Annotated in this window: 15 protein-coding genes; 12 read left to right on the top strand and 3 right to left on the bottom strand. The window is 61.8% G+C overall.

The annotated features are described in order from the left end of the window. Positions 1-10 precede the first annotated feature (10 nt). From ACIOMR_RS10715 to ACIOMR_RS10700, 4 genes are all read left to right on the top strand, one after another. Positions 11-1,336 carry an APC family permease gene (locus ACIOMR_RS10715; RefSeq protein WP_003216451.1) on the top strand — a complete coding sequence of 442 codons (1,326 nt, stop codon included), beginning with the start codon at positions 11-13 and terminating at the stop codon, positions 1,334-1,336. A gap of 100 nt (positions 1,337-1,436) precedes the next feature. Next, positions 1,437-1,709, top strand: coding sequence for a type B 50S ribosomal protein L31 (locus tag ACIOMR_RS10710; protein ID WP_003216453.1), 273 nt, complete (start codon positions 1,437-1,439; stop codon positions 1,707-1,709). A 182-nt stretch (positions 1,710-1,891) separates the two neighbouring features. After that, on the top strand, positions 1,892-3,238 hold the full coding sequence (locus tag ACIOMR_RS10705) for an HD domain-containing phosphohydrolase (protein ID WP_177122513.1): 1,347 nt from the start codon (positions 1,892-1,894) through the stop codon (positions 3,236-3,238). A 48-nt stretch (positions 3,239-3,286) separates the two neighbouring features. Beyond that, complete coding sequence (locus ACIOMR_RS10700) at positions 3,287-3,697, top strand: NUDIX domain-containing protein (RefSeq protein WP_177036176.1); 411 nt, start codon at positions 3,287-3,289, stop codon at positions 3,695-3,697. Positions 3,698-3,745: 48 nt separating this feature from the next. Here the strand turns inward: ACIOMR_RS10700 and metR are convergent, their stop codons facing one another. After that, the gene (metR, locus tag ACIOMR_RS10695; protein ID WP_003216460.1) at positions 3,746-4,663 is read right to left on the bottom strand and encodes a transcriptional regulator MetR; all 918 of its coding nucleotides are present in this window, start codon (positions 4,661-4,663) and stop codon (positions 3,746-3,748) included. Positions 4,664-4,759: 96 nt separating this feature from the next. Beyond that, entirely contained in the window at positions 4,760-10,336 is a 5,577-nt protein-coding gene (locus ACIOMR_RS10690) for a dermonecrotic toxin domain-containing protein (protein ID WP_401193968.1), read from the bottom strand. 203 nt (positions 10,337-10,539) lie between these two features. Between ACIOMR_RS10690 and ACIOMR_RS10685 the strand changes: the two genes are divergently transcribed. Further along, positions 10,540-11,559 (top strand): alpha/beta fold hydrolase, encoded by a 1,020-nt coding sequence (locus tag ACIOMR_RS10685; protein WP_032899419.1) that lies wholly within the window; start codon positions 10,540-10,542, stop codon positions 11,557-11,559. Between the two features lie 62 nt (positions 11,560-11,621). Further along, the gene (locus tag ACIOMR_RS10680; RefSeq protein ID WP_003216466.1) at positions 11,622-12,275 is read left to right on the top strand and encodes a DsbA family oxidoreductase; all 654 of its coding nucleotides are present in this window, start codon (positions 11,622-11,624) and stop codon (positions 12,273-12,275) included. A gap of 203 nt (positions 12,276-12,478) precedes the next feature. Here ACIOMR_RS10680 and ACIOMR_RS10675 read toward each other — a convergent pair whose 3' ends face one another. Beyond that, the gene (locus ACIOMR_RS10675) at positions 12,479-13,249 is read right to left on the bottom strand and encodes a MipA/OmpV family protein (RefSeq protein WP_401193965.1); all 771 of its coding nucleotides are present in this window, start codon (positions 13,247-13,249) and stop codon (positions 12,479-12,481) included. A gap of 229 nt (positions 13,250-13,478) precedes the next feature. On the opposite strand from ACIOMR_RS10675, the gene ACIOMR_RS10670 reads away from it, so the two are divergent. From ACIOMR_RS10670 to ACIOMR_RS10645, 6 genes are read left to right on the top strand one after another with little or no spacing between them, the layout of a single operon-like run. Next, complete coding sequence (locus ACIOMR_RS10670) at positions 13,479-14,183, top strand: MtnX-like HAD-IB family phosphatase (RefSeq protein WP_008435530.1); 705 nt, start codon at positions 13,479-13,481, stop codon at positions 14,181-14,183. Then, positions 14,176-15,570 (top strand): aspartate aminotransferase family protein, encoded by a 1,395-nt coding sequence (locus tag ACIOMR_RS10665; protein WP_003216473.1) that lies wholly within the window; start codon positions 14,176-14,178, stop codon positions 15,568-15,570. Before ACIOMR_RS10670 ends, ACIOMR_RS10665 begins: the two co-directional genes overlap by 8 nt. Further along, positions 15,567-16,433, top strand: coding sequence for a carboxylesterase (locus ACIOMR_RS10660; protein WP_003216475.1), 867 nt, complete (start codon positions 15,567-15,569; stop codon positions 16,431-16,433). The genes ACIOMR_RS10665 and ACIOMR_RS10660 overlap by 4 nt, the downstream gene beginning before the upstream one ends. A gap of 16 nt (positions 16,434-16,449) precedes the next feature. Beyond that, positions 16,450-17,574, top strand: a complete 1,125-nt coding sequence (locus ACIOMR_RS10655) for a GNAT family N-acetyltransferase (RefSeq protein WP_003216477.1) — start codon at positions 16,450-16,452, stop codon at positions 17,572-17,574. Further along, on the top strand, positions 17,574-19,352 hold the full coding sequence (locus ACIOMR_RS10650) for a HAMP domain-containing sensor histidine kinase (RefSeq protein WP_177027747.1): 1,779 nt from the start codon (positions 17,574-17,576) through the stop codon (positions 19,350-19,352). Before ACIOMR_RS10655 ends, ACIOMR_RS10650 begins: the two co-directional genes overlap by 1 nt. Beyond that, entirely contained in the window at positions 19,342-20,739 is a 1,398-nt protein-coding gene (locus tag ACIOMR_RS10645) for a sigma-54 dependent transcriptional regulator (protein ID WP_003216481.1), read from the top strand. Before ACIOMR_RS10650 ends, ACIOMR_RS10645 begins: the two co-directional genes overlap by 11 nt. Positions 20,740-21,096: the final 357 nt, after the last annotated feature.

Genomic DNA, 21,096 nt, shown 5'->3' with positions numbered 1-21,096 from the left:
AGAATCGCTCATGGCTCGTTTGCAACGCACCCTGTCGTTAGGGTCGGTGGTGCTGTTTGGCATCGCCTATATGACACCGATCATTGTCCTGGGCACCTTCGGTATCCTGGCGCAATCCACCGCCGGCATGGTCCCGGCCGCTTACCTGGCCGCCCTGGTGGCGATGTTCTTCACCGCCATGAGCTACGGCCGCATGGCCTCGGCGTTCCCGGTGGCCGGGTCCGCCTACAGCTATGTGCGCAAGGCCATCAGCCCCAAGCTTGGGTTTATCGCCGGTTGGGCGGTGTTGCTCGACTACCTGTTCCTGCCCATGGCCATCTGGCTGATCGGCGCGGCCTACCTGCATTCGGCTTTCCCGGCCGTGCCGCAATGGGTCTGGGTACTGGCGTTTATCGGGGTCACCAGTGTGATCAACATCATCGGCCTGAAACTCGCCAACGGCATCAACGCCTTGCTGATGCTGGTGCAGTTCCTGGTGCTGGTCGCCTTCGTCGCGCTGTGCATCCACTACATCGGCGGTGATGCGAGCAAGCCGCTGTGGACCATCACCCCGTTCTTCAACGGCCAGATGCAAATGCCGTTGATCATGAGCGGTGCGGCGATCGCCTGCTATTCGTTCCTGGGCTTTGACGCGGTCAGCACCCTGACCGAAGAAACCCGCGACCCGCGCCGCACGATTCCCCGGGCGATCATGCTGATCACCCTGATCGGCGGGCTGATCTTCGTCGGTGTGTCGTACTTCGTGCAGATCGCCCACCCATCGTTCGAGTTCACCGACGTGGATTCTGCCGCCTACGAGATTGCCCGCAACATTGGCGGCGACCTGTTTGTGTCGATCTTCCTGATCGGCCTGATCGTCGGCCAGTTCGCCTCGGGGCTGTCGGCGCAGGCCAGCGGTTCGCGGTTGCTGTTTGCGATGGGGCGCGACGGGGTGTTGCCCAAGTCGTTCTTCGGTACTTTGCACGCGCGCTTCGGTACGCCGGTCAACAGCATCCTGCTGTGCGCGGTGGTTGCGTTACTGGCGTTGAGACTGGACGTCACCACCTCCACCTCGTTCATCAACTTCGGTGCGTTCCTGGCTTTCAGCCTGGTGAACCTGTCGGTGATCTTCCACTACTGGATCGGTGCCAAGCAGCGCGGTTTGCGGGAGTTGGTGCTGTTCCTGGTGTTCCCGACCATCGGCCTGGTGGCGGATTTGTGGTTGATGGTCAGCCTTGATCACCTGGCGATTTACCTGGGCCTGAGCTGGTTGGCGATTGGCCTGGTGTACCTGGGTTTCCTGACGCGGGGCTTCTCCCGGCAGCCCCCGGAAATGGACTTCCAGGAAGCCGCATAGAAGCTCGGGGTCTATTCTTATTGCAATCGGTTCTCGTTTGGGTGCATCATTTGTGTTACTGTATAACACTTGATGTTCACCCAGACGCCCCGGAGGCCTTATGAAACCTGGTATCCACCCCGACTACCGCACCGTGTTGTTCCATGACACCGCCGCCGACGTTTTCTTCCTGATCGGTTCCACCGTGGAAACGGACCGTACGCAACAACACAGCGACGGCAACACCTATCCCTACGTGCTCCTGGACGTGTCCAGTGCCTCGCACCCGGTGTACACCGGCCAACAGCGCAAGACCCAGTCCGAAGGCCGCATCGCCGGCTTCAACAAGCGATTTGCATCGTTTGGTTCGGCCGGTAAAACCGCCGAGGCGTGATGCACCGCGCGTTACCTCAGGGCCGCTTCATTCAATGAAGTGGCCCTTTTTTATGCCCATCTGACGAAGTGATGTCGCAAGGCCATCACTGCAAAGAAAAACCGACTAAACTGCTGGGTAATGGCCAGGAGGCTGTTACCTTGACCGTAGGACACGCACATCGACGCTATACGAGGTGCCCCATGGGAGAGTCAGTGAACTTCGCAAATCCCGACCGCCCGGTGGTGCTGTTGATTGACGCACACCCGGACGTGCTGGACCGCCTGACGCAGTTGCTGCGCCTGGAACCCTTTGAATTATGCAGCGCCACCGACGCCGCTCACGCGCTGGCGATTCTGGCGCAGCAACCCGTCGACCTGGTGATGAGTGCCGCGCGCCTGCCGGACATGGACGGCGCCACCCTGCTTGCGCAGATCCACCATGATTACCCGCACACCGTGCGCATCCTGCTGACCGGTGAAACCGACCTGACGCTGATCATCAAGGCCATCAACGAAGGGCAGATCTACCGCTACCTGAGCAAACCCTGGAAAGACGAAGAACTGCTGCTGGCGTTGCGGCAATCCCTGGCCCATCAACACTCCGAGCGTGAGCGCCTGCGCCTGGAGCAATTGACCCGCCAGCAGAACGACGAACTCAAGCAACTCAACGCCAGCCTGGAAAAACGCGTGGCCTCACGCACCAGCGAGCTGCAGCAAACCGCTGACATGCTCGACCTGGCCTACGAAGAACTCAAACACAGCTACGCCACCGGCACCGAAGTGTTTTCGCTGCTGGCCAACCTGCGCTTGCCCCGAGCCAAGCAAACCAACCGGCAGATCATCGAGCTGGTGCGCACCTGGTGCCACGGCCGCGGCCTGGATGAGGCCAGCAATCGCGACCTGACCATGGCCGCCGCGCTCTACAACATCGGCAAGTTGAGTTGGAGCGACAACATGATGGTCTCTCCCAGCGACCTGCTGCACAGCACCTACCGTGAGCGGTACCGGGCGTATCCGGCCCAGAGCGAATCGTTGCTGATGACCCTGGAACCGATGAAAGACGCGGCACGCTTGATCCGCCATCACCAGGAACGCTGGGACGGCAGCGGCTTTCCCGACCACCTCAAGGGCGAAGCAATACCTGTAGGTTCGCGCCTGTTGAAACTGGCGGTGGACTTCATCGAACTGCAACGCGGCTTGATCCTCGAACGGCAGATGAACAGCGACGAAGCGCTGCTCTACATCCGCAAATACGCCGGGCGCCTTTACGACCCGGACATGGTCGAGGACTTCGTCCAGGCGTGCGCCGCGTTCCTCAGCGACGTGACCCTGGGCGACCCGTCGGTGAAGGTCCTGACCACCCGCGAACTGGCCGAAGGCATGGTGCTGGCGCGCAACCTCAACGCCGACAACGGCATGCTGCTGCTCAACGCCGGCAAGGTGTTGAACCTGCCGCTGGTGGACAAGCTGATTGCGTTCGAGGCCATGGAAGGGGCGAAGTACAGCGTGTTCATCAAGGAGCCGGATGAGGCACTGCTTTCGGGGTGAGACCGGTTCATGGGATCCTTGCGCCTTTGTATTCAAGGCGACCTTTTCATGACCTCCACCATTCGCATCGCCGCCGCCCTGCTGATCGGCAGCGACGGCCAGACCCTGCTGGTACGCAAGCGCGGCACCCAGGCCTTCATGCAGCCGGGCGGCAAGATCGATGCCGGCGAGCAACCCGCAGAGGCTTTGGCCCGTGAGCTGCACGAAGAACTGGGCCTGCGAGTTGATCCGGCGGCGGCTGTGTACCTTGGGCAGTTCTCGGCGCCGGCGGCGAATGAGCCGGGGTTTGTGGTGCAGGCCGATTTGTTCCAGGTGCACATCGACGTGGCGGTGATGCCGGCTGCCGAGATTGAAGAGGTGTGCTGGATCGACCCGGCGGGCGACGGCGGTTTGCAGCTTGCGCCGCTGACCCGGGATTTGATTCTGCCGTTCTACCGCGCCTCTCTGATCCCTGCCTGATCTTGTGGCGAGGGAGCAAGCTCCCTCGCCACAGGTATCCGCTACAGGTCAGCGAACGGCGCTGACGCCGTCCAGGGTCGAAAACGAGGTGTCCTTGGCCGTCAGCAGAAAATCACGCATGTACGGCGCGTCCAGCATGTCGGCGCGAATCCCGGCGTACAGCGTGGCAAACAAACCTTTCTCCCCCAGCCGCTTGGCCTTCACATACCCCCGGGAGCTGTATTCATGCAGCGCCCAATGGGGCATGCCGCACACGCCGCGACCGCTGGCCACCAACTGCATCATCATCACCGTCAGTTCCGAGGTGCGCACCTGGGCCGGTTCTACATCCGCCGGTTCCAGGAAGCGGGTGAAGATGTCCAGGCGATCCCGCTCCACCGGGTAGGTGATCAGGGTTTCGCTGATCAGGTCTTCGGGCACGATGTACGGCTTGTTCGCCAGCGGGTGCTGGTTGGCCACGGCGAGCATGGCTTCGTAGGTGAACAGCGGTACATAGGTGATGCCCGGCAGCTCCAGCGGATCCGAGGTCACCACCAGGTCCAGGTCGCCACGGGCCAGGGCCGGCAGCGGCGCGAAGGCGAAGCCGGAGGCCAGGTCCAGCTCGACTTCCGGCCAGGCATCGCGGAACTGGTCGATGGTCGGCATCAACCACTGGAAGCAACTGTGGCACTCGATGGCCATGTGCAAACGCCCGGCCGTGCCGCCGGCCAGGCGCGCGATGTCGCGTTCGGCACCGCGCAGCAAGGGCAGGGTGGCGTCCGCCAGTTGCAGCAGGCGCAGGCCGGCGCTGGTGAAGCGCAGCGGCTTGGTCTTGCGCACGAATAACTGCATGCCCATGCGCTCTTCCAGTTCCTTGAACTGGTGGGAGAGTGCTGATTGCGTCAGGTGCAGGCGCTCAGCGGCCTCCACCAGGCTGTCGGCTTCGCGCAAGGCGTGCAGGGTCTTGAGATGGCGGATTTCGAGCACGGGGTCTCCATGAATATAACTTGTGACAAATTCGGATCGGTTGAGTTTGTCTCATGTTGATAGGCCTGTCGACCGTCGTGCTCAAGTCCCGCCTCCTCACACCCCGGCAAAGTGCCGGGTGGCCAGCGCTCGCCCGATATTGCCGCGCCAGATAGGGTCCACCGCGGCCCCGGCTTGCGCCTGGGCGACTTGCCATTGCAGGCCCAGGTTGCGCTGCTCGGGAATCTTCAAGTGGGCCTTGATGAACTCGTCGAACTGCGCCCCGGCCTTGTCGTAATGAAAGTGCGCGTACCACAGGGTGGCGGGCGGCGTTTGTGTCAGGTCCTGAACCACGTATTCCTGAAGATAATCCGCCCGTCCTTTCTTGCCTTCATTGAGGTTGCGGGCCGGTTCGCCCTTGCGAATCTCCACCACCCGTTGTTCGCGAAGGTAGTCCAGATAGCCTTCGGTGGGGGTTTTGCTGGCGAGGGTCTGGCGGATTCGCAGGTTGCGGCCCTTGATGGTCAGCTCCATGGCCTTGGCCCGCAGTTGGCGCACGAGGTCCTCGGTAGGGCCCAGGCGTTCCAGGCGATTGGCCCGCAGGTTCAACTCGGCCGCTTCGCTGACCAGCAGGTGCTCCAGGTCCACCGGCAGCATTTTTTGCTCGGTGTAGGCGGTGGCGCGGCTTTCGTACAGCGCGACGTTGTCCAGGCGAGCCCTGGCTTCGCTCACCACGAACGGCTTGACGTTGGACTCCGGCGGCGCGGGTTCCGAGGCGGCAATATCCTTGAGCCGGGACTTGCCGCCGGGGCCCTTCACCCAGGTCTCGACGCGCCCGCTGGCGCTCTCAACCTGGTAAGTGGTGGCTTGGGTTTGTGGGTCGATGCTCTCGGTGCCCACCAGGGAAATATTGTCCTCGGTGTCGAATACCCGCCGCACGGGTTGCCCGGCCGGTGGGCGGCTTGCCGGCGACTCCTTGATGGCCCGGCGGGCGAGTTCGATCATCTGGTCAATGTCGACGAAAAACGCACTGAGTTGCGCCTGGTCGAAATGCTGGGGGTAACCGAGGTTCCAGGTGCGGATGGTCAGCCGGAATTGTTCATAGGCCTGTATGCAGTCTTCCAGCACCTTGCGCCGCTGTGTGATGTTGGCGCTGGCGTTGGGCAGTTCAAAATGCGAAGCCCATGCCCGGTTGACTTTGGCGTAGCTGTCCCGGGCCTGGGCCCGCAAGTAGAACCAAGACAGCTCGGCAACTTCGGGGTAAGTCTCAAGGGTATCGAAGCGGTGTAAGAATTTCAGGTGCGTGCGGTAGCTGTCATTGAGCGTACGTCGGAATTGCTCCAGCATCGGGCTTAGCCGGGTACGGTGGGCGGCATCGGTAACCTGATCGAACCAGCGGTTGAACTGGGAAAAGTCGGCATCGATCCGGTCCAGGTCACGCAGAATCTCGCTGCTGATCCTTTTACGCTGCCGCAGGATCTCCAGCATGGCGGGAACGATTGCCAAGGTGTCGAAAACCTCGGGGGAGATGGCGGTCATGTTATGGGTTCCAAGCTCCAGGATCCGTGCCTCGATCTGCTTGAAGTGATAGCGCGCCCGGTTCAGGGTGGTCAGGGTCAGGCGCGCCGCATTGCGGCTCATGTCCTCTCTGATCGCGCGCTGGCGGTTGCCGCTGGTAAAGGGCACGAACTCCGTCAGTTCCTGATACTGGCGGCTGTACAGTTCGATGTCCTGCTCGAAGGATCTGCGGATCGCCGGGCCTGCGCTGTCGGTGCGGGCCATCAGTTCTTCGGTTCGGTTAATGGAGAGCGCAATCAGGTCTTCGCGGCTGTTGATACTGTTGGCCAGCGCCTGTTGGCGGCGCAGGGCGCGGTCGGTCCACCAGCGTGGCAAGTAATCACGAATCGCCTGGGGCCAGATCGGATCAAGCACTTCGGCCATATGCCCGAGCACGCTGCCGCCACCCGCCAGGCCGCCCTTGAATGCGCTGCCGTAGACGCCGTAGTGAGTGTCCCATTCGCCGTTTTCATCCAGGGCAATCGGCTGCTTGTAGGTTTTGCTGCGGGTCGGGCTCAGGCGCCAGTCCAGGGGATCGCCGGCCAGCTCAACCTGATAGATGCGCCCGCGCCGCATGATGAAGTCGCCTTCGGTATGCCGGTACACATTGCGATAAAAACCGTGGGTCTGCGGTTGCAGCCCGGCCAGCGAGATCACTCCTTCATATTCATAACCGGCGAAACGCTGTGCCGCCCGCCGAGCCTGGGTGACCGAGGGCAGGTGCAGGCTGGCGGCGCTGCTGGCCAGATGGCGCAATTGACGCTGGCGCGTGGCGGCGCGGGCGTTGACCGGCAGGGCGAGGCTGCCCGGCAGAATATCCATGGCGCAGTCGATCAGCGACAACAGCACCGCCTCGACCTCGGCCAGGCCATGGCCAACGTTCCCGCGCAGGAACGCGGCAGTGGCCAGGTTGGCACTGGACCAGGCGTCATACAGCGCGACGACCGAACCCACGAAAGGCACCAGTCCCAGGGCGATTTTCAGGTAGTTGAAGATCAGCCCGGCGCGCAGCGCATTCTGCTCCAGCAACAAGGCTGCGTTGGAGCGCGAGGTCGCGCGATGCGCTTCTATGACGCGGCCCATATGGGCGTTCAGCAAATGGGCGGCCAGCGATGTGGTGGCCGGCCACGGGGTTCCGACGGCAAAGACCGGATCAAAATTCCGTTGCTGGGCCTGGGCGATCCGGGTTAGGTGGGCGGCGGTGTCGCCCTTGATGGCCAGGCCTGCCAGGTAGGCGCTCATGCCGCTGACCAGGCTGAGGTCGTAGAGCGCCTTGCGGGCCAGTTCCAGGCTCGCGTAGCGCCGCAGGTCCTGGTTGTCCGGGCTGTTCGGCAGGTACAGCAGGGTTGTGCCGGAGATTTGTTCCTGGATGAAGGTGACCCCTGACAGGGTGGTCGGACCAAAGTCGGTATCTTCACCGCCCGCACTCAGTGTGGCCGGCAGCAGCGCGATTTTCTTGCCCTGCGCCTGCCAGGCATCCGCGTTGTCGGCGTCGATGGCGATGTTCAGCAGCCGCAGATCGTTGTCGTCGAATCGCCCCAGGGCCCGCGCGCGTTTGCCTTGCAGCATTAGCATCAGGCGCAGGGGCTCGGTCAGGCATTCGCGACGGTGCTGCGTGGTGAAAGGCGCCGCCGCGGGATCACCGAGGAAGGTGCGGGTGATCAAGCTTTCGTAGGCCCCGGCGAGGTCCAGCTCCTTGACCAGGGTCTTCAGGTATTCCAGGGACAGGCCGGTGGTCAGCCGGGTGGTTTCAGGGGCATTGGGGCCGGAGACATCGAGCTTCATGTAGGTCAGGCGCTGGGCCAGCGTCGGGTCGATGTTTTGCTGGGCCAGTTGCAACAATGACAGGGTGCTGCGGCGGGTACTGGGCACCGTCACATACTTGAACGGTGTACCCGGGCCCGCGTATTCGGACAGGTATTCGCGCTCCTGGCTGACCGTATCGGGCAGGTCCAGTTGCACCGACCAGGTGTGTTCAAGCTGGAAGTCTTCGCGCAGGCGTTGGTCCAGGCGGCGCTGGCCGAAGTCGTCGAAGGGTTCCAGCTCGCGTTCGAGCAATTGCTGCGAGCGATGCAGGGCGCTGATCTGCGCTTGAATCAGGTGCTTGAGTGCCAGGCGTTCATCTGCCGGCAACTGGCTCAACTCCCCAGGCAGTGCCCCGGCCAGGGTGCTGCTGCGTTGTTGCTCGAGCAGTTGTCCGTACGCCAGTTCCCGCGCCGGGCACACCGGGGTTTGCAGGGTAAACAGGGTTTGCTCTTTGAGTCTGTCCAGGCCTTCGGTTCGCTCCTGGCCGAACGGAGGCACCGGGAAGAGGGAGATCAGCGCATACGCCTGTTGTTCGCTGGCGTACAGCTGCTGTTGCAACGAGTATTCAATCGGGTCGCCGGTGAGCAGCGACAATTGCAGGGTGACGTCCTGCGCTTCGCTCGACAGCTTGAACAGCGAGTGTTCCAGGGCTTGGCGGGATTCGAAACGCTGCAGGCCGCCTGCATTGCCGGGCCAGTACAGCAACAGGCTGTGGGGCGCCGAAGAGGTCAGCGCGCTGGTCTGGGTGATGAGCAACAGGCCTGTCAGCTCCTCGGAACCTTCCCTTGGGTCACGGCTGGAGAGGATCAGGCGGGTCACCGCGACAGCCGGGCGGCGTTCCGGGGCCGCGGGGTGTTCCGTGACGGCCAGGAGCAGGCCGTGTTCTTCATCGCTGATCTGCTGGAGCGCATGCTGGATGGCACCCTCGGCGCGCAGGGCGGCGAGCCGCGCCTGGTAAAGCGCGTCATAGTCCGGATTGGGTTTTTGCCGCAGCTCAAGTTGATCAAAGGCGGCTTTTTTTGCCAGCAGGCCGCTGGCGGCATCATTGCCGGCCTGCTCTGCGTCTTTCAGCGCTTGCATCAAACCCTTCAACTGCGCCAGCCGGGCGGTTTGCTCAGGGCCATCGCCCAGGAAGCGCTCCAGTGCGCTGCGTTGCAGCCTGATCGCGGCCCAGCGTTGGCCCAGGGCAATGTCGGCGCTGAGGTGGCCGAAGGGCAGGGCAGGAGGCAGGTCGTCAGCGTCCGGGCCGGGCGTATCTGCCGGTTGATGCGGTGCGATAAGCATCGGGATTTCCCGGCGCTGGCTGTCCAGGCGGTCGGCATCATCCAGGGCATGGCTGGCGTAACGGGCCAGGTCACTGCCATTGCGATGACGGTTGCGCAGGCTTTCCAACTGAGCCGCGTGCAGGTGCGACAGCAGGTCCAGAATGCCGTGCTCCAGGGGTTCGGTGCGCGAGCTGTATTCGACGGTGACAGCGTCAGCCGCGACGTCCGGCGGGATCAGTTGCTGATGCGCTGCGACCAGCCACTGCTCCATGTCGCGGCGTTGGCTGAAGACCATCACGCCGGGTTGCCGGCAGGGCAGGTACAGGGTTTGTGTCAACAGCGGCTCCTGGCCCACGGAGATGACCCAGGCGCCAGCCAATTTGACCTTGCTCTGGTCGGGCAGCAGCAACGCCAGCTGGCAGGTCTCGACGGGGCGTACGCCATTGGGGGTGGTGACCGGGTTGAGCACTGTCTGCAACGAGATCAGTTGTTGGGCACCCAGCCTTCCCTGGGCATAGGCCGATTGCCCGCAGGCCTCGAAATGCTGGCAGTACAGTTGTGCCGCCCGCTCGCGACGGGACAACGGCGTACCCGGCGCCCGGGTACTCCAATAGTTTTCCCAGCGGGCGCTGAGCAGTTTCCCCAGGCCCAGTGCCTGGAGCCGCTTGAGCAATTGCACGGGCGTGAGGGCTGACAGGCGGTGGGACGCCAGGCCGACCACGGTGCTGCGCGTATCCAGGGTGGGGGAGATGTCTGGAAACTGGCAGATAAATCCCCAGGCATCCACCAGGCTGACGAAGTGCTCGTCGTGATCTTCGGTCTTGAGAAATCCCAGGCCGACCGGTGCGGCGCCCAGTTGCCAATGCTCTGTGAGCAGTTGTTCGATGGAGTCACGTACGCCGGGTGCCTGGGCAATCAGTTGATGCAGCTCCTGTTGGCTTTCGCGCCAGCGCGCTGAGGCTTGCAGGGACAGGCTTTGGTCCTGGAGGCGGGCCTGGCCTGGAAGCGACGGTGAGGCGAAGTCGCTCAGGGTGGCAGACGGGGGAAGTAGGGTGAGGTCACTCATGATGGTGTGTTCATGCTCTGGTGAGACCGGGCTTGCCGGTGAATGCACCATTAAAAAGGCGGGGCCAGGGCGTGAGGTGATAGATAGATACGCGGATGACCGTTGGGCGCCCTTCATCAAACTGTCACTGAACTGTGGCAGCGCGCTTGTACAAAGTTCATCAGACTCGCGCTCTACTGGGGTTCTGCGTTTCGGTGTTTTTCATGCGCGTGTTGTTTTTCATGGCCGCTCTGTTATTCGGCCTGCCGTCCTTTGCGGCTTCTCGATGTGATGTGAATGTCCCGACTGAACGGGTTGATCTGGAACAGGTGAGCCTGGCCTACCAGAGCATTGGTCGTGCCTCCGACCCGGCCTTGCTGCTGGTGATGGGCCTGGGCGGGCAGTTGATCCACTGGCCGGACGAAGTGGTGGTGGCCCTGTGTGAGCAGGGCTTTCGGGTGATTCGTTATGACAACCGTGATGTCGGGCTGTCCACCTGGCGCCAGGCACCGGCCAGCGCCAACCTGACCTTCGAAGTGCTGCGCTACAAGCTCGGTCTGCCGGTGGCGGCGCCCTACACCCTGACCGACATGGCGGATGACGCACTGGGCTTGATGGACGGCTTGCACATTCAGCAGTTCCACGTGCTGGGCGCGAGCATGGGCGGCATGATCGCCCAGCACCTGGCGGCCATGGCGCCGCAACGGGTGGAAAGCCTGACGCTGATCATGACCAGCTCCGGCGCCGAAGGCCTGCCGGCACCGAGTGCGGCGCTGGTGCAACTGTTGTCGCGCCGCAGCGCGCCCAATCGTGAAGTGGCCCTGGAACAACAGGCCGACCTGCTGGCGGCGCTGGGCAGTCCTTATGTGAAGGATGATCGCAAGGTGCTGTTGCAGCAGGCGGCGCAGTCGTACGACCGGGCGTTCAACCCTGACGGTGTGAAGCGCCAGATCATGGCGATCCTTGCCGAACCGAGCCGGGTGCCGTTGCTCAATCAACTGCGGGTGCCGACGCTGGTGGTGCATGGCACGGCCGATCCGTTGTTGCCGGTGATGCATGGGGTGCACCTGGCGGCGCATATCCAGGGCAGCCAGTTGCGGCTGATTCCGGGGCTGGCCCATCGTTTCCAGGAGGCGTTCAAGGCGCCGTTGCTGGCGGCGGTCTTGCCCTACTTGCAAGCGCATCGGCAGGATGCGGCGCATTGGGCGCAGATCGACCCGGTGGTGCCTGCGAAGGTTTTGTAAGGGCTTGACGGGGTGTATCGTGGGACCTTTCCGGCGTTTAATGCCAGCGAGGTTGCCTAGTCATGAGTACTCCCCTGAAAATCGATTTCGTCAGCGACGTGTCGTGTCCCTGGTGCATCATTGGCCTGCGTGGCTTGACCGAGGCCCTGGACCAACTGGGTCCGGAGGTGCAGGCCGAGATTCATTTCCAGCCGTTTGAGCTGAACCCCAACATGGCTGCCGAAGGGCAGAACATTACCGAGCACATCACTGAAAAGTACGGTTCCACGGCTGAGCAGTCCCAGGCTAACCGGGCGCGGATTCGTGATATGGGTGCGGAGTTGGGGTTTGCGTTTCGTACGGACGGGCAGAGTCGTATCTACAACACGTTTGATGCGCATCGTCTGTTGCATTGGGCGGGGCTTGAGGGGTTGCAGTACAACCTCAAGGAAGCATTGTTCAAGGCGTATTTCACTGACCAGCAGGATCCGTCTGATCACGGGACGTTGGCGGGGATTGCCGAGGGTGTTGGGCTGGACCGTGTGCGGGCAGAGGAAATTCTGGCTTCGGACGAATATGCCGCCGAGGTGCGGGAGCAGGAGCAGTTGTGGGTGTCTCGCGGGGTGACTTCTGTGCCTACCATCGTGTTCAACGATCAGTACGCGGTGAGTGGTGGGCAGCCGGCTGAGGCGTTTGTCGGGGCGATTCGGCAGATTATCAGTGAGGCCAAGGGCTGAATGGGGCTGTCAGATAAAAATCAAAAGCAGCCGACCTGAGTGTTAGAAGCAAAAGCAGAGCCGCTTTATGTGGGAGCGGGCTTGCTCGCGAAGAACCAGAGGGCGCCGCGTTGAATCAGGATGCCCGAGTCATCGTTAACGACCTTCGCGAGCAAGCCCGCTCCCACATTTGGAGCGTGCCCGCCTTTGATTTTGCTGTTGCTTCAATCAAACTTATAGCTGATGGCCGTCTGCACCTGCCCCTGATTCACATCCCCGGTCTCCTTGACGATGCTGCTGTTGGCCGCTGACCCCACCAGGTGTATCCAACTGGCACTGGTCAACAGCGACCACTTCGCATCCAAAGGAAACTCAAAACTCTGCGTCAACGTCAGGTTCTGAAACCCGGCACTGGCGTTATACGGCCGAAACCCCGAGGCCGCAGCCTCATTGGCATCCACCCCGAAAAACGTCTGCGCCTGGCGGGCATCGGCAAAGTGCGCCATCAAGCCGGTGCTGCCGATAATGCCGCTCCCCAACGGATAACCCAACTCGCCGCCGAGCTTGCCCACCACGCCGCTTTGATCACGCGCCCCGCCCACGGCCTGACCCACCTGTGCATACACCCGCCAGAACTCAGCCGGAGCGTATTGGATGAAACCGCCGATCTCGGCCATGTCCGAAACATCGCGTAACCCACGCAACGAGCCATTGGCCGTGCGCCCCGGCAGGTAATTGATATAGGGCCCCGCGGTAAAACCGTTGGTATTGAGCGCACTCCAGGTCAGCCCATCGTCGGTACCCAGGCTGACACTCCCCCAATCCAGGTCGAAATACGGGATCGGCCGCGTTTCGTAGCGGCTGCCCGTGGGATCGTGGGGCTGATAGCTGACGCCTGCGCCGGCTTCACCGGTAATTCCATCCGCCAGCGCAGCGCCGCAAACGCCCCACAGCCCCAGCAAACCGGTGAGTACAGCAAAAGTAACCCTGAACATGGAGCCATTTCCTTTTGTGAACATGCGCGCATGAACGCGCAAACGCCCTGCCTTAGGCAAGCACTCATCTAGGTTGTAGCAAGCTACAAAAATTGTAGCAAGTTCCGACACAACCACACGCCGATACCCGCCAAACCCTTTGAAAACAGGGGTTGGTGGCACTTGGCACACTCCATGCTCTATCCCCTGCAAGCGCAACAGCGCGTTCCTACTTCATAGGTAAATGCAGATGATCCACTGGCATATCGTGTGTGACTTCGACGGGACTATCACTCCTACCGACGTCATCGACAACGTCCTCCAACGCTTCGCCGGCCCCGAGTGGGAAACCATCGAGCAGGAATGGCTGGATGGGCACATCGGTTCGCGCGAATGCCTGAGCCGTCAACTGGCGCTGATCAAGGCGACCCCGGCCGAGTTGCTGGCGTATTTCGACAGCGTCGAGATCGATCCGGACTTCCCGGACTTCGTCGACCACGTCATGGGCCTGGGCGCTTCCATTGAAGTGGTCAGCGATGGCATCGAACAAGGCATCGCGCGGATTCTGTCGCGCAACTACGTGACCTTGCTGCCGATCCTCGCCAACCGCCTGCGCCAGGTCGACCAGAACAGCTGGCGCATCGACTTCCCGTATGCCAGCGACGCCTGCCGTGCCGCCTCCGGCAACTGCAAGTGCAAGTCCACGCCGCGCAACAAGCGCGTGCTGGTGATCGGCGACGGCAAGTCCGACATGTGCGTGGCCTCCACCGCCGACTTCGTCTTCGCCAAGGCCAGCCTGGCCGACTACTGCGAAACCAACAACATCCCTTACGCGCGGTTCGACACCTTCGCCGAACTGCCGGCATTGCTGGCCAAGCTGCCTCAGGGCATCGCCGCCAACGCCACCTCCTTCAGCACCTCTTCCGACAATCAGGAACTCTTCCACCATGTCTGATATCCGCATCGCTACCGCAGAAGACCAGGTTCTTCTGGATAAAGAAGCCAAGTACTGCTCCTACGGCGACACCGTTCACTACATCGACCCGCCGCGCATTTTCAGCCGCTGCGAAGGCTCCTACGTGTGGGACACCGAAGACCAGGCTTACCTCGACCTGCAAATGTGGTACTCGGCCGTTAACTTCGGTTACGCCAACCCGCGCCTGAACAACGCGCTGAAACAGCAGATCGACACCCTGCCGCAAATCGCCAGCCAGTACCTGCACAAAGGCAAGATCGAGCTGTCGGAAATGATCGCAGTCGACGCCAAGAAAAAATTCGGCCTCGACGGTCGTGTGCACTTCAACGTGGGCGGTTCGCAGTCCATCGAAGACTCCCTGAAAGTGGTGCGTAACGCCACCAACGGCAAGAGCCTGATGTTCGCCTTCGAAGGCGGCTACCACGGCCGTACCCTTGGCGCTTCGTCGATCACTTCGAGCTACCGCTACCGTCGCCGCTACGGCCACTTCGGCGAGCGCGCCAACTTCATCCCGTTCCCGTACCACTTCCGCGGCCCTAAAGGCATGACCAAGGAAGAATACGGCAGCCACTGCGTGCAGCAGTTCGCCCGTCTGTTCGAAACCGAATACAACGGTGTGTGGGACCCGAAAGTCGGCCAGAGCGAATACGCCGCCTTCTACGTCGAGCCGATCCAGGGCACCGGCGGCTACGTGATCCCGCCGATGAACTTCTACAGCGAGCTCAAGCAGGTCCTCGACCAGCACGGCATCCTGATGGTTGTCGACGAAATCCAGATGGGCTTCTGGCGTACCGGCAAGCTGTGGTCGATCGAACACTTCGACGTCAAGCCGGACGTGATCGTCTTCGGCAAGGCATTGACCAACGGCCTGAACCCGCTGGGCGGCATCTGGGCCAAGGAAGAGTTGATCAACCCTAAGATCTTCCCGCCAGGCTCCACTCACTCCACCTTCGCGTCCAACCCGTTGGGCACCGCGGTAGGCCTGGAAATGTTCAAGATGACCAGCGAAGTCGACTACGGCGCAATGGTCATGGCCAAGGGCAAATACTTCCTGGCCGGCCTGCAAGAGCTGCAAAAGCGCTTCCCGATCATCGGCGACGTCGATGGCCTGGGCCTGGCCCTGCGCTGCGAAATCTGCGGCCCGGACGGCTTCACTCCGGACAAGGCGACCCTGGACTACATGGTCGAGGAAGGCATGAAGGGCGACATGGTGGTTGACGGTCAGAAACTCGGCCTGATCCTCGACGTGGGCGGCTACTACAAGAACGTGATCACCCTGGCACCGTCGCTGGAAATCAGCTACCCGGAAATCGACCTGGGCCTGAAGCTGCTCGAGCAACTGCTTGTGCGAGCGACCAAACGGTGAGCAGCCACGAGATCGACCTCGGTGAAGGTGATGCCGGCTTCGTTCTCGGTAGCGGTCCGATTGGGATCCTGTTGATCCACGGCCTGACGGGCACCCCGACGGAACTCCGTCGGGTGGCCCAGGGGTTGGCCAAGGTCGGTAACTGCACGGTGTACGTGCCGACCCTGGCCGGCCACTGCGGGGACAACAGCGACCTGCAAGCCACTGGCTGGCAGGACTGGTACGAAGGCGTGCGCAAGACCTTCGTCGCGGTGAAACAGCGCCACGAGCAGGTATTCGTCGGCGGCTTGTCGATGGGCGCGGTGATGTCGATGTACGTGGCGTCGCAGTTCCCCGGCCAGGTTGCCGGCTTGCTGATGTACTCCACGACGTTGAAGTACGACGGCTGGAGCATCAACAAGATGGCGTTCATCACGCCCTTGCTGATCCGTATTCCCTTCGGTGTGCGCCTGTTCCGCTTTACTGAAAAGCCGCCCTACGGCATCAAGAACGAGCGCCTGCGGGCGATCGTCGAGCGGCAGATGAAGGAAGGGGAGAGCAGCGAGGCGGGTCTCTTGACCATGGAGGGCGTCACGGTGCGCGAGTTGCACTGGATGAATGCCGTGGTGAAGAAGCTCATGCCATCGATCAAGACCCCGGCCCTGGTGCTGCATTCCATCGAGGATGACATCACCAGCCGTTGGAACGCCGATTACGTGGAACGCCATCTCGGCGGCCCCGTGACCAAGATCCTGCTGGACAACTGCTACCACATGATCACCGTCGACCTGCAATACCGTCGGGTGATCGAGTTGAGTGCCGAGTTTGTCGGGCAGCACGCACACGCCACAGAGGCACCTGAAGATTATCGACAGCTGGCTTGAACCCTAAGGATTTGACGTGATCACCGCCCAAGCCTTTTCGACCATTCGGGCCATCGAACGCAGTGCCTGGAACGACTGTTTTCCCGATGCCCTGGAGGATTGGGACTATTACGTGGCCGTGGAAAACGCCGCTATTGATGACTTTCAGTGGCGCTACCTCGCGGTGTTTGACGATGCAAGGCTGGTGGCGGTCGCACCGGCGTTCATCACGCGGTATCGCCTGGACACCACCGTGTCAGGCGTAGGCAAGCGCTTTACCGAGCGCCTGGAGCGACTGTGGCCGGGTGTTTTGAAGTTGGGCCTGTATGCCATCGGCTCGCCGGTGGCGGAGCAGTGCAATGCGGGCATCGCCAGCCACGTTGCCGAATCAGGGCGCGAGGCTCTGCTTGCGCAATTGCTCGCTGCCGCGCGCCAGGATGCCGATACGTTCGGCGTCGGGCTGGTGGCGGTCAAGGATGCACCGACCAGGGACGAAGGCTGGTCAAACAGCTGCCTTGGCGCGGGTTTCCAGAGCATGCCCAGCCTGCCAACGGCCTTGTTGCCGATCCCTTTTGGTTCAGTGGACGCCTACCTCGGTTCGCTGGACAAAGCCACCCGCAAGGACCTGCGCCGCAAACTGCGTGCGCCGGGCCCGCGTGTCGAGTGGCGACGCAACATCGACGACGTACTGCCGCGCATCATGGCGCTGTATGAGGCCACCCTGGAACGCTCCGACCTGCAGTTCGAGCGACTGCCGGCAGGCTATTTCACCGGTATCCTTGAACAGCTGCAGGAACGTGCGGTCTGTGTGCTTTATTGGGTGGACGAGCAACTGGTGGCGTTCAACCTGATCCTGCTTAACCGGGATCGCCTGATTGACAAGTTTTTCGGCGAAGACAGTGACTACAGTCGCGAATACAGCCTGGCGGTGCGCAGTTGGTTAACCAACATCGACTACTGTATTCGCAACGATATTGCGTTATATGAATGTGGTCAGGCCGGCTATGCCAGCAAGTTGCTGCTGGGCTGCGAGTTCCAGGGCAACAGCATGTTTTTCCGCCACCGTAACTGGCTGGTCAACCGTGCGCTGTTCGTTGCAAAAGTGTTTCTCCGACCGGATCGATCCGACCCTGCCATGGCTGCTGCGATAAGCGAAACCTGATGATCAACAAGACCCGCCAAAAAGCCCGCCCCTTTGCCATTTCGCGTTGGAGCGTCCAGCGCAAGCTGGTGTTGGCGTTCTGGCTGGTGACGGTAATTCCGACGATGATCGCGGCGGAGCTGGCCGCCACGACGTTGTCGCAGATCTTCGACAGTAACGTGCGTATCTGGCTGCAGGAGTCGACCAAGATCGTCAAGGACGAGATCGGCGACATCCTCCACGACAACGCCCGGGTCGCCCAACTGTTCCTGCGCTACACCAAGCCGCCGTCGTCGCGCCAGGCCGAGAAACACGACAAGCTGACCGCTGATATTGCCGCCGCCACCGACATCGACGTGGTCGCGCTGATCCGCAGCAGTGACCACAAAATCGTGTTTACCACCGCCGCCGACGACATCGTCAAGCAAATAAACCTGGCCAGTAATGCGGTGTTGCAGACGGTCGAAGTGGGTGGCGTGACCACCGGGGTTGTGGTGTCCACCTTCGAGACCAGCGAGGACGGCGTCGATTATCAACTGCTGGTGGCCACTTATCTGGACAGCAGTTTCCTGACCAGCGTGGCCGATGTGCATTCCCTCGACCTGCGTTTGTACCTGGCCAACCCCACCGGGTTTTCGGAGATTTTCTCCACCCAGCGCTTCGTCGATCACCCCACGCGGATTCCTTCGAGTATCGAATCCGCGCTGCGCAGCACCAAGCAACCCAGCGAACAATTCACCAACAACTACAGCGGTTTGTACTGGCCGATCTTCAACGATGCCGGCGAGCTGCAAGGGGTGATCTTCAGTGGCTTGCTGCGCCATACCAGCCTGGTGGGCCTGGTGAACCAGAGCAATCTGTTCGTGTTGATCTTCCTGCTCAGCTCGGCGTTGTCCCTTGGTGCGGGCATGCTGGTGTCCCAGCGCCTGACGCGGCCATTGCGGGATCTGTCCGAAGGCGTCAGCGCGGTGATCTCGGGTAACTATCAGCACCGTGTGGCGGTCAGCGGCGGCGACGAGTTGGCGCAACTGAGCAGCACCTTCAACCACATGACCGAGCGCCTCGGTGAGTTGCATCACCTGGAAGCGCAACTGCGCCGCCGCGACCGCCTGCATGCACTGGGCGAAGTCGCGATGGGCCTGGCCCATGAAATTCGCAACCCGCTGGGCATTATCAAGACGGCCACCCAGTTGCTGCATCGCCGCGCCGATTTGCCGGAAACCGACAAGCGTCACCTCGAATACGTGATCAGCGAAGTCAGCCGGATCAACGACCTGATCACCGAATTCCTCGACTTCGCCAAACCCAGTGCACCGCTGCGCACCGTGCAGGCGGCACGCCCGGTGGTGGAGGAGATCCTCGGCTTCTGCGGGCCTGAGCTTGCGACCCATAACATCGACGCGCAAATTGATGATGCGGCTCCCGGCGCGACGATTTATGCCGATGCCAAGCAGCTCAAGCAGGCGTGCCTGAACCTGATTCTCAACGCCATCGACGCCATGCCCGGAGGCGGGCGCCTGACCCTGGGCATCCACAGCGTGGGCGGCAATACGGTGATCAGCATCGGCGATACCGGCGAGGGCATTGCGCCGGACATGATCGAGCGGATCTTCACACCATTCGTCACCACCAAGGCCTCGGGCACGGGCTTGGGTCTGGCCAAAGTGTTCTCGATCATGGAAAGTCATGACGGCAGCATCGAATGTGTCAGCGAGACAGATGCCGGCGCCACCTTCAGCCTGTACATTCCGGCCCAGGGTGCAGACGACGGCGATGATGAGGATGGTGATGACGCATAACGTATTGGTAGTTGACGACGAACCCAAGCTCTGTGACTTGCTTTCGTCGGCCTTGAGCCAGAGCGGGATCCAGGTGTTTACCGCCGGCAACGGCCTGCACGCGCTCAAGGTGCTGGAGCAGGAAGACATCGACCTGGTGATCAGCGACTGGCGCATGCCCGGCATGGACGGGCCGGCGCTGCTGGCGGAAATCAAGGTGCGCTACCCGCAACTGCCGGTGATCGTGATGACCGCCTACAGCACCGTGAAGAACGCGGTGCAGTCGATGCGCAACGGCGCCTACGACTATATCGCCAAGCCCTTCGATATCGACGAGCTGGACATCACGGTGGCGAAGGCCCTGCAGTTTCGCGACATCATGCGCGACAACGCGCGCATGCGTGCCGAGTTGGATGAACATGCGCAGTTCGACAGCCTGGTGGGCGACAGCCCGGCGTTTCGCCGCGTGCTGCACGCCGTGGACTCGGTGCGCGACAGCAACGCTACGGTGCTGCTGACGGGCGAAAGCGGCACCGGCAAGGAGATGGTCGCCCGCGCCATTCACAAGCACGGCAACCGCGCCGACAAGCCGTTTGTGGCGGTCAACTGCGCGGCAATCCCCGAAGGTTTGCTGGAAAGCGAGATGTTCGGCCACCGCAAGGGCGCCTTCACTGGCGCCGTGGCGGATCGGGTCGGGCGCTTCATGCAGGCCGACAAGGGCACGTTGTTTCTCGATGAAGTGGGTGACATGCCGTTGGCGTTGCAGGCGAAAATCCTGCGGGCCTTGCAGGAGCGGGTGATCGAGCCGGTGGGTGACCCGCGCGAGCGCAAGGTGGATGTGCGAGTGATCGCTGCCACCAACAAGAACTTGCTGGATGCGGTGGCGAACAAAGAGTTTCGTGAAGACCTTTACTACCGCTTGAACGTATTTCCGATTCCGCTGCCGGCCTTGCGTGAGCGGGTGGAAGATATCGCGCCGCTGGCCCGGCACTTTGCCCAGACCTTGAGTGCCACGGCGGGCAAACGCATCACCGGTTTCAGCCCCGAGGCGTTGCAGGCCATGGCGGCGTATTCCTGGCCGGGCAATATTCGTGAGCTGCAGAACTGTGTGGAGCGGGCGACCATTGTCGCGGCGACGCCGGTGATCGAGGATATTGATTTGCCGGCGTATCTGTTTGCTTCGACGCCTGCTGAGGATGGGGTGGGCGCGATACTCAGCAACGGGCCGGGTGTGCCGCAGGATCTGGATGCGGCGCTGGCTGAGGTAGAGAAGGCTTACATCATGGCTGCGTTGCAGGAGAGCAACGGGGTGCAGGCTGCGGCGGCGCAGAAGATCGGGATTTCCGAGCGCAGTTTTTGGTATCGGTTGAAGAAGCTGGGGATTCAGGTGGACAAGATTGTTCGCTAGGGGGCGCTGAGCGGTTGCTTGGGGGCATATCCGTTATTTAGGTAACGGCGACTTATGGTTCCGCTCTTACAGCGGCTCACTTTTGGCAAACGCCCGGAATGCCGGCCCAGCCAAAAGTAAAAGGTCTTTGCCCCGCCACTCGTGCCTCGCTTAGGCTCGGCATGCCCGCACTCCGGCCATCGTGGTTGACGGGGTGCCTAAGATCAAAAGCAAAAGCACAGCGGCCTCCCGGCCGGCTTGAGTGTTAAAAGCAAAAGCAAAAACCAGAGCGAAAACAGATCTGCTTTTCTGTGGGAGCGGGCTTGCTCGCGAAAAACCTGAGAGCGCCGCGTTCATTCAGAATGCCCGCGTCATCGT

This window comes from Pseudomonas sp. NPDC087814, from assembly GCF_044742865.1.
Taxonomy (GTDB): Bacteria; Pseudomonadota; Gammaproteobacteria; order Pseudomonadales; family Pseudomonadaceae; genus Aquipseudomonas.
This window is presented reverse-complemented; position numbering and strand designations above follow the sequence as displayed.

Bases quoted from the DNA above. Each gene is read 5' to 3' on its own strand.
- ACIOMR_RS10715 (WP_003216451.1), top strand. From the start codon at position 11: ATGGCTCGTTTGCAACGCACCCTGTCGTTAGGGTCGGTGGTGCTGTTT.
- ACIOMR_RS10710 (WP_003216453.1), top strand. From the start codon at position 1,437: ATGAAACCTGGTATCCACCCCGACTACCGCACCGTGTTGTTCCATGAC.
- ACIOMR_RS10705 (WP_177122513.1), top strand. From the start codon at position 1,892: ATGGGAGAGTCAGTGAACTTCGCAAATCCCGACCGCCCGGTGGTGCTG.
- ACIOMR_RS10700 (WP_177036176.1), top strand. From the start codon at position 3,287: ATGACCTCCACCATTCGCATCGCCGCCGCCCTGCTGATCGGCAGCGAC.
- ACIOMR_RS10690 (WP_401193968.1), bottom strand. From the start codon at position 10,336: ATGAGTGACCTCACCCTACTTCCCCCGTCTGCCACCCTGAGCGACTTC.
- ACIOMR_RS10685 (WP_032899419.1), top strand. From the start codon at position 10,540: ATGCGCGTGTTGTTTTTCATGGCCGCTCTGTTATTCGGCCTGCCGTCC.
- ACIOMR_RS10680 (WP_003216466.1), top strand. From the start codon at position 11,622: ATGAGTACTCCCCTGAAAATCGATTTCGTCAGCGACGTGTCGTGTCCC.
- ACIOMR_RS10675 (WP_401193965.1), bottom strand. From the start codon at position 13,249: ATGTTCAGGGTTACTTTTGCTGTACTCACCGGTTTGCTGGGGCTGTGG.
- ACIOMR_RS10670 (WP_008435530.1), top strand. From the start codon at position 13,479: ATGATCCACTGGCATATCGTGTGTGACTTCGACGGGACTATCACTCCT.
- ACIOMR_RS10665 (WP_003216473.1), top strand. From the start codon at position 14,176: ATGTCTGATATCCGCATCGCTACCGCAGAAGACCAGGTTCTTCTGGAT.
- ACIOMR_RS10650 (WP_177027747.1), top strand. From the start codon at position 17,574: ATGATCAACAAGACCCGCCAAAAAGCCCGCCCCTTTGCCATTTCGCGT.
- ACIOMR_RS10645 (WP_003216481.1), top strand. From the start codon at position 19,342: ATGACGCATAACGTATTGGTAGTTGACGACGAACCCAAGCTCTGTGAC.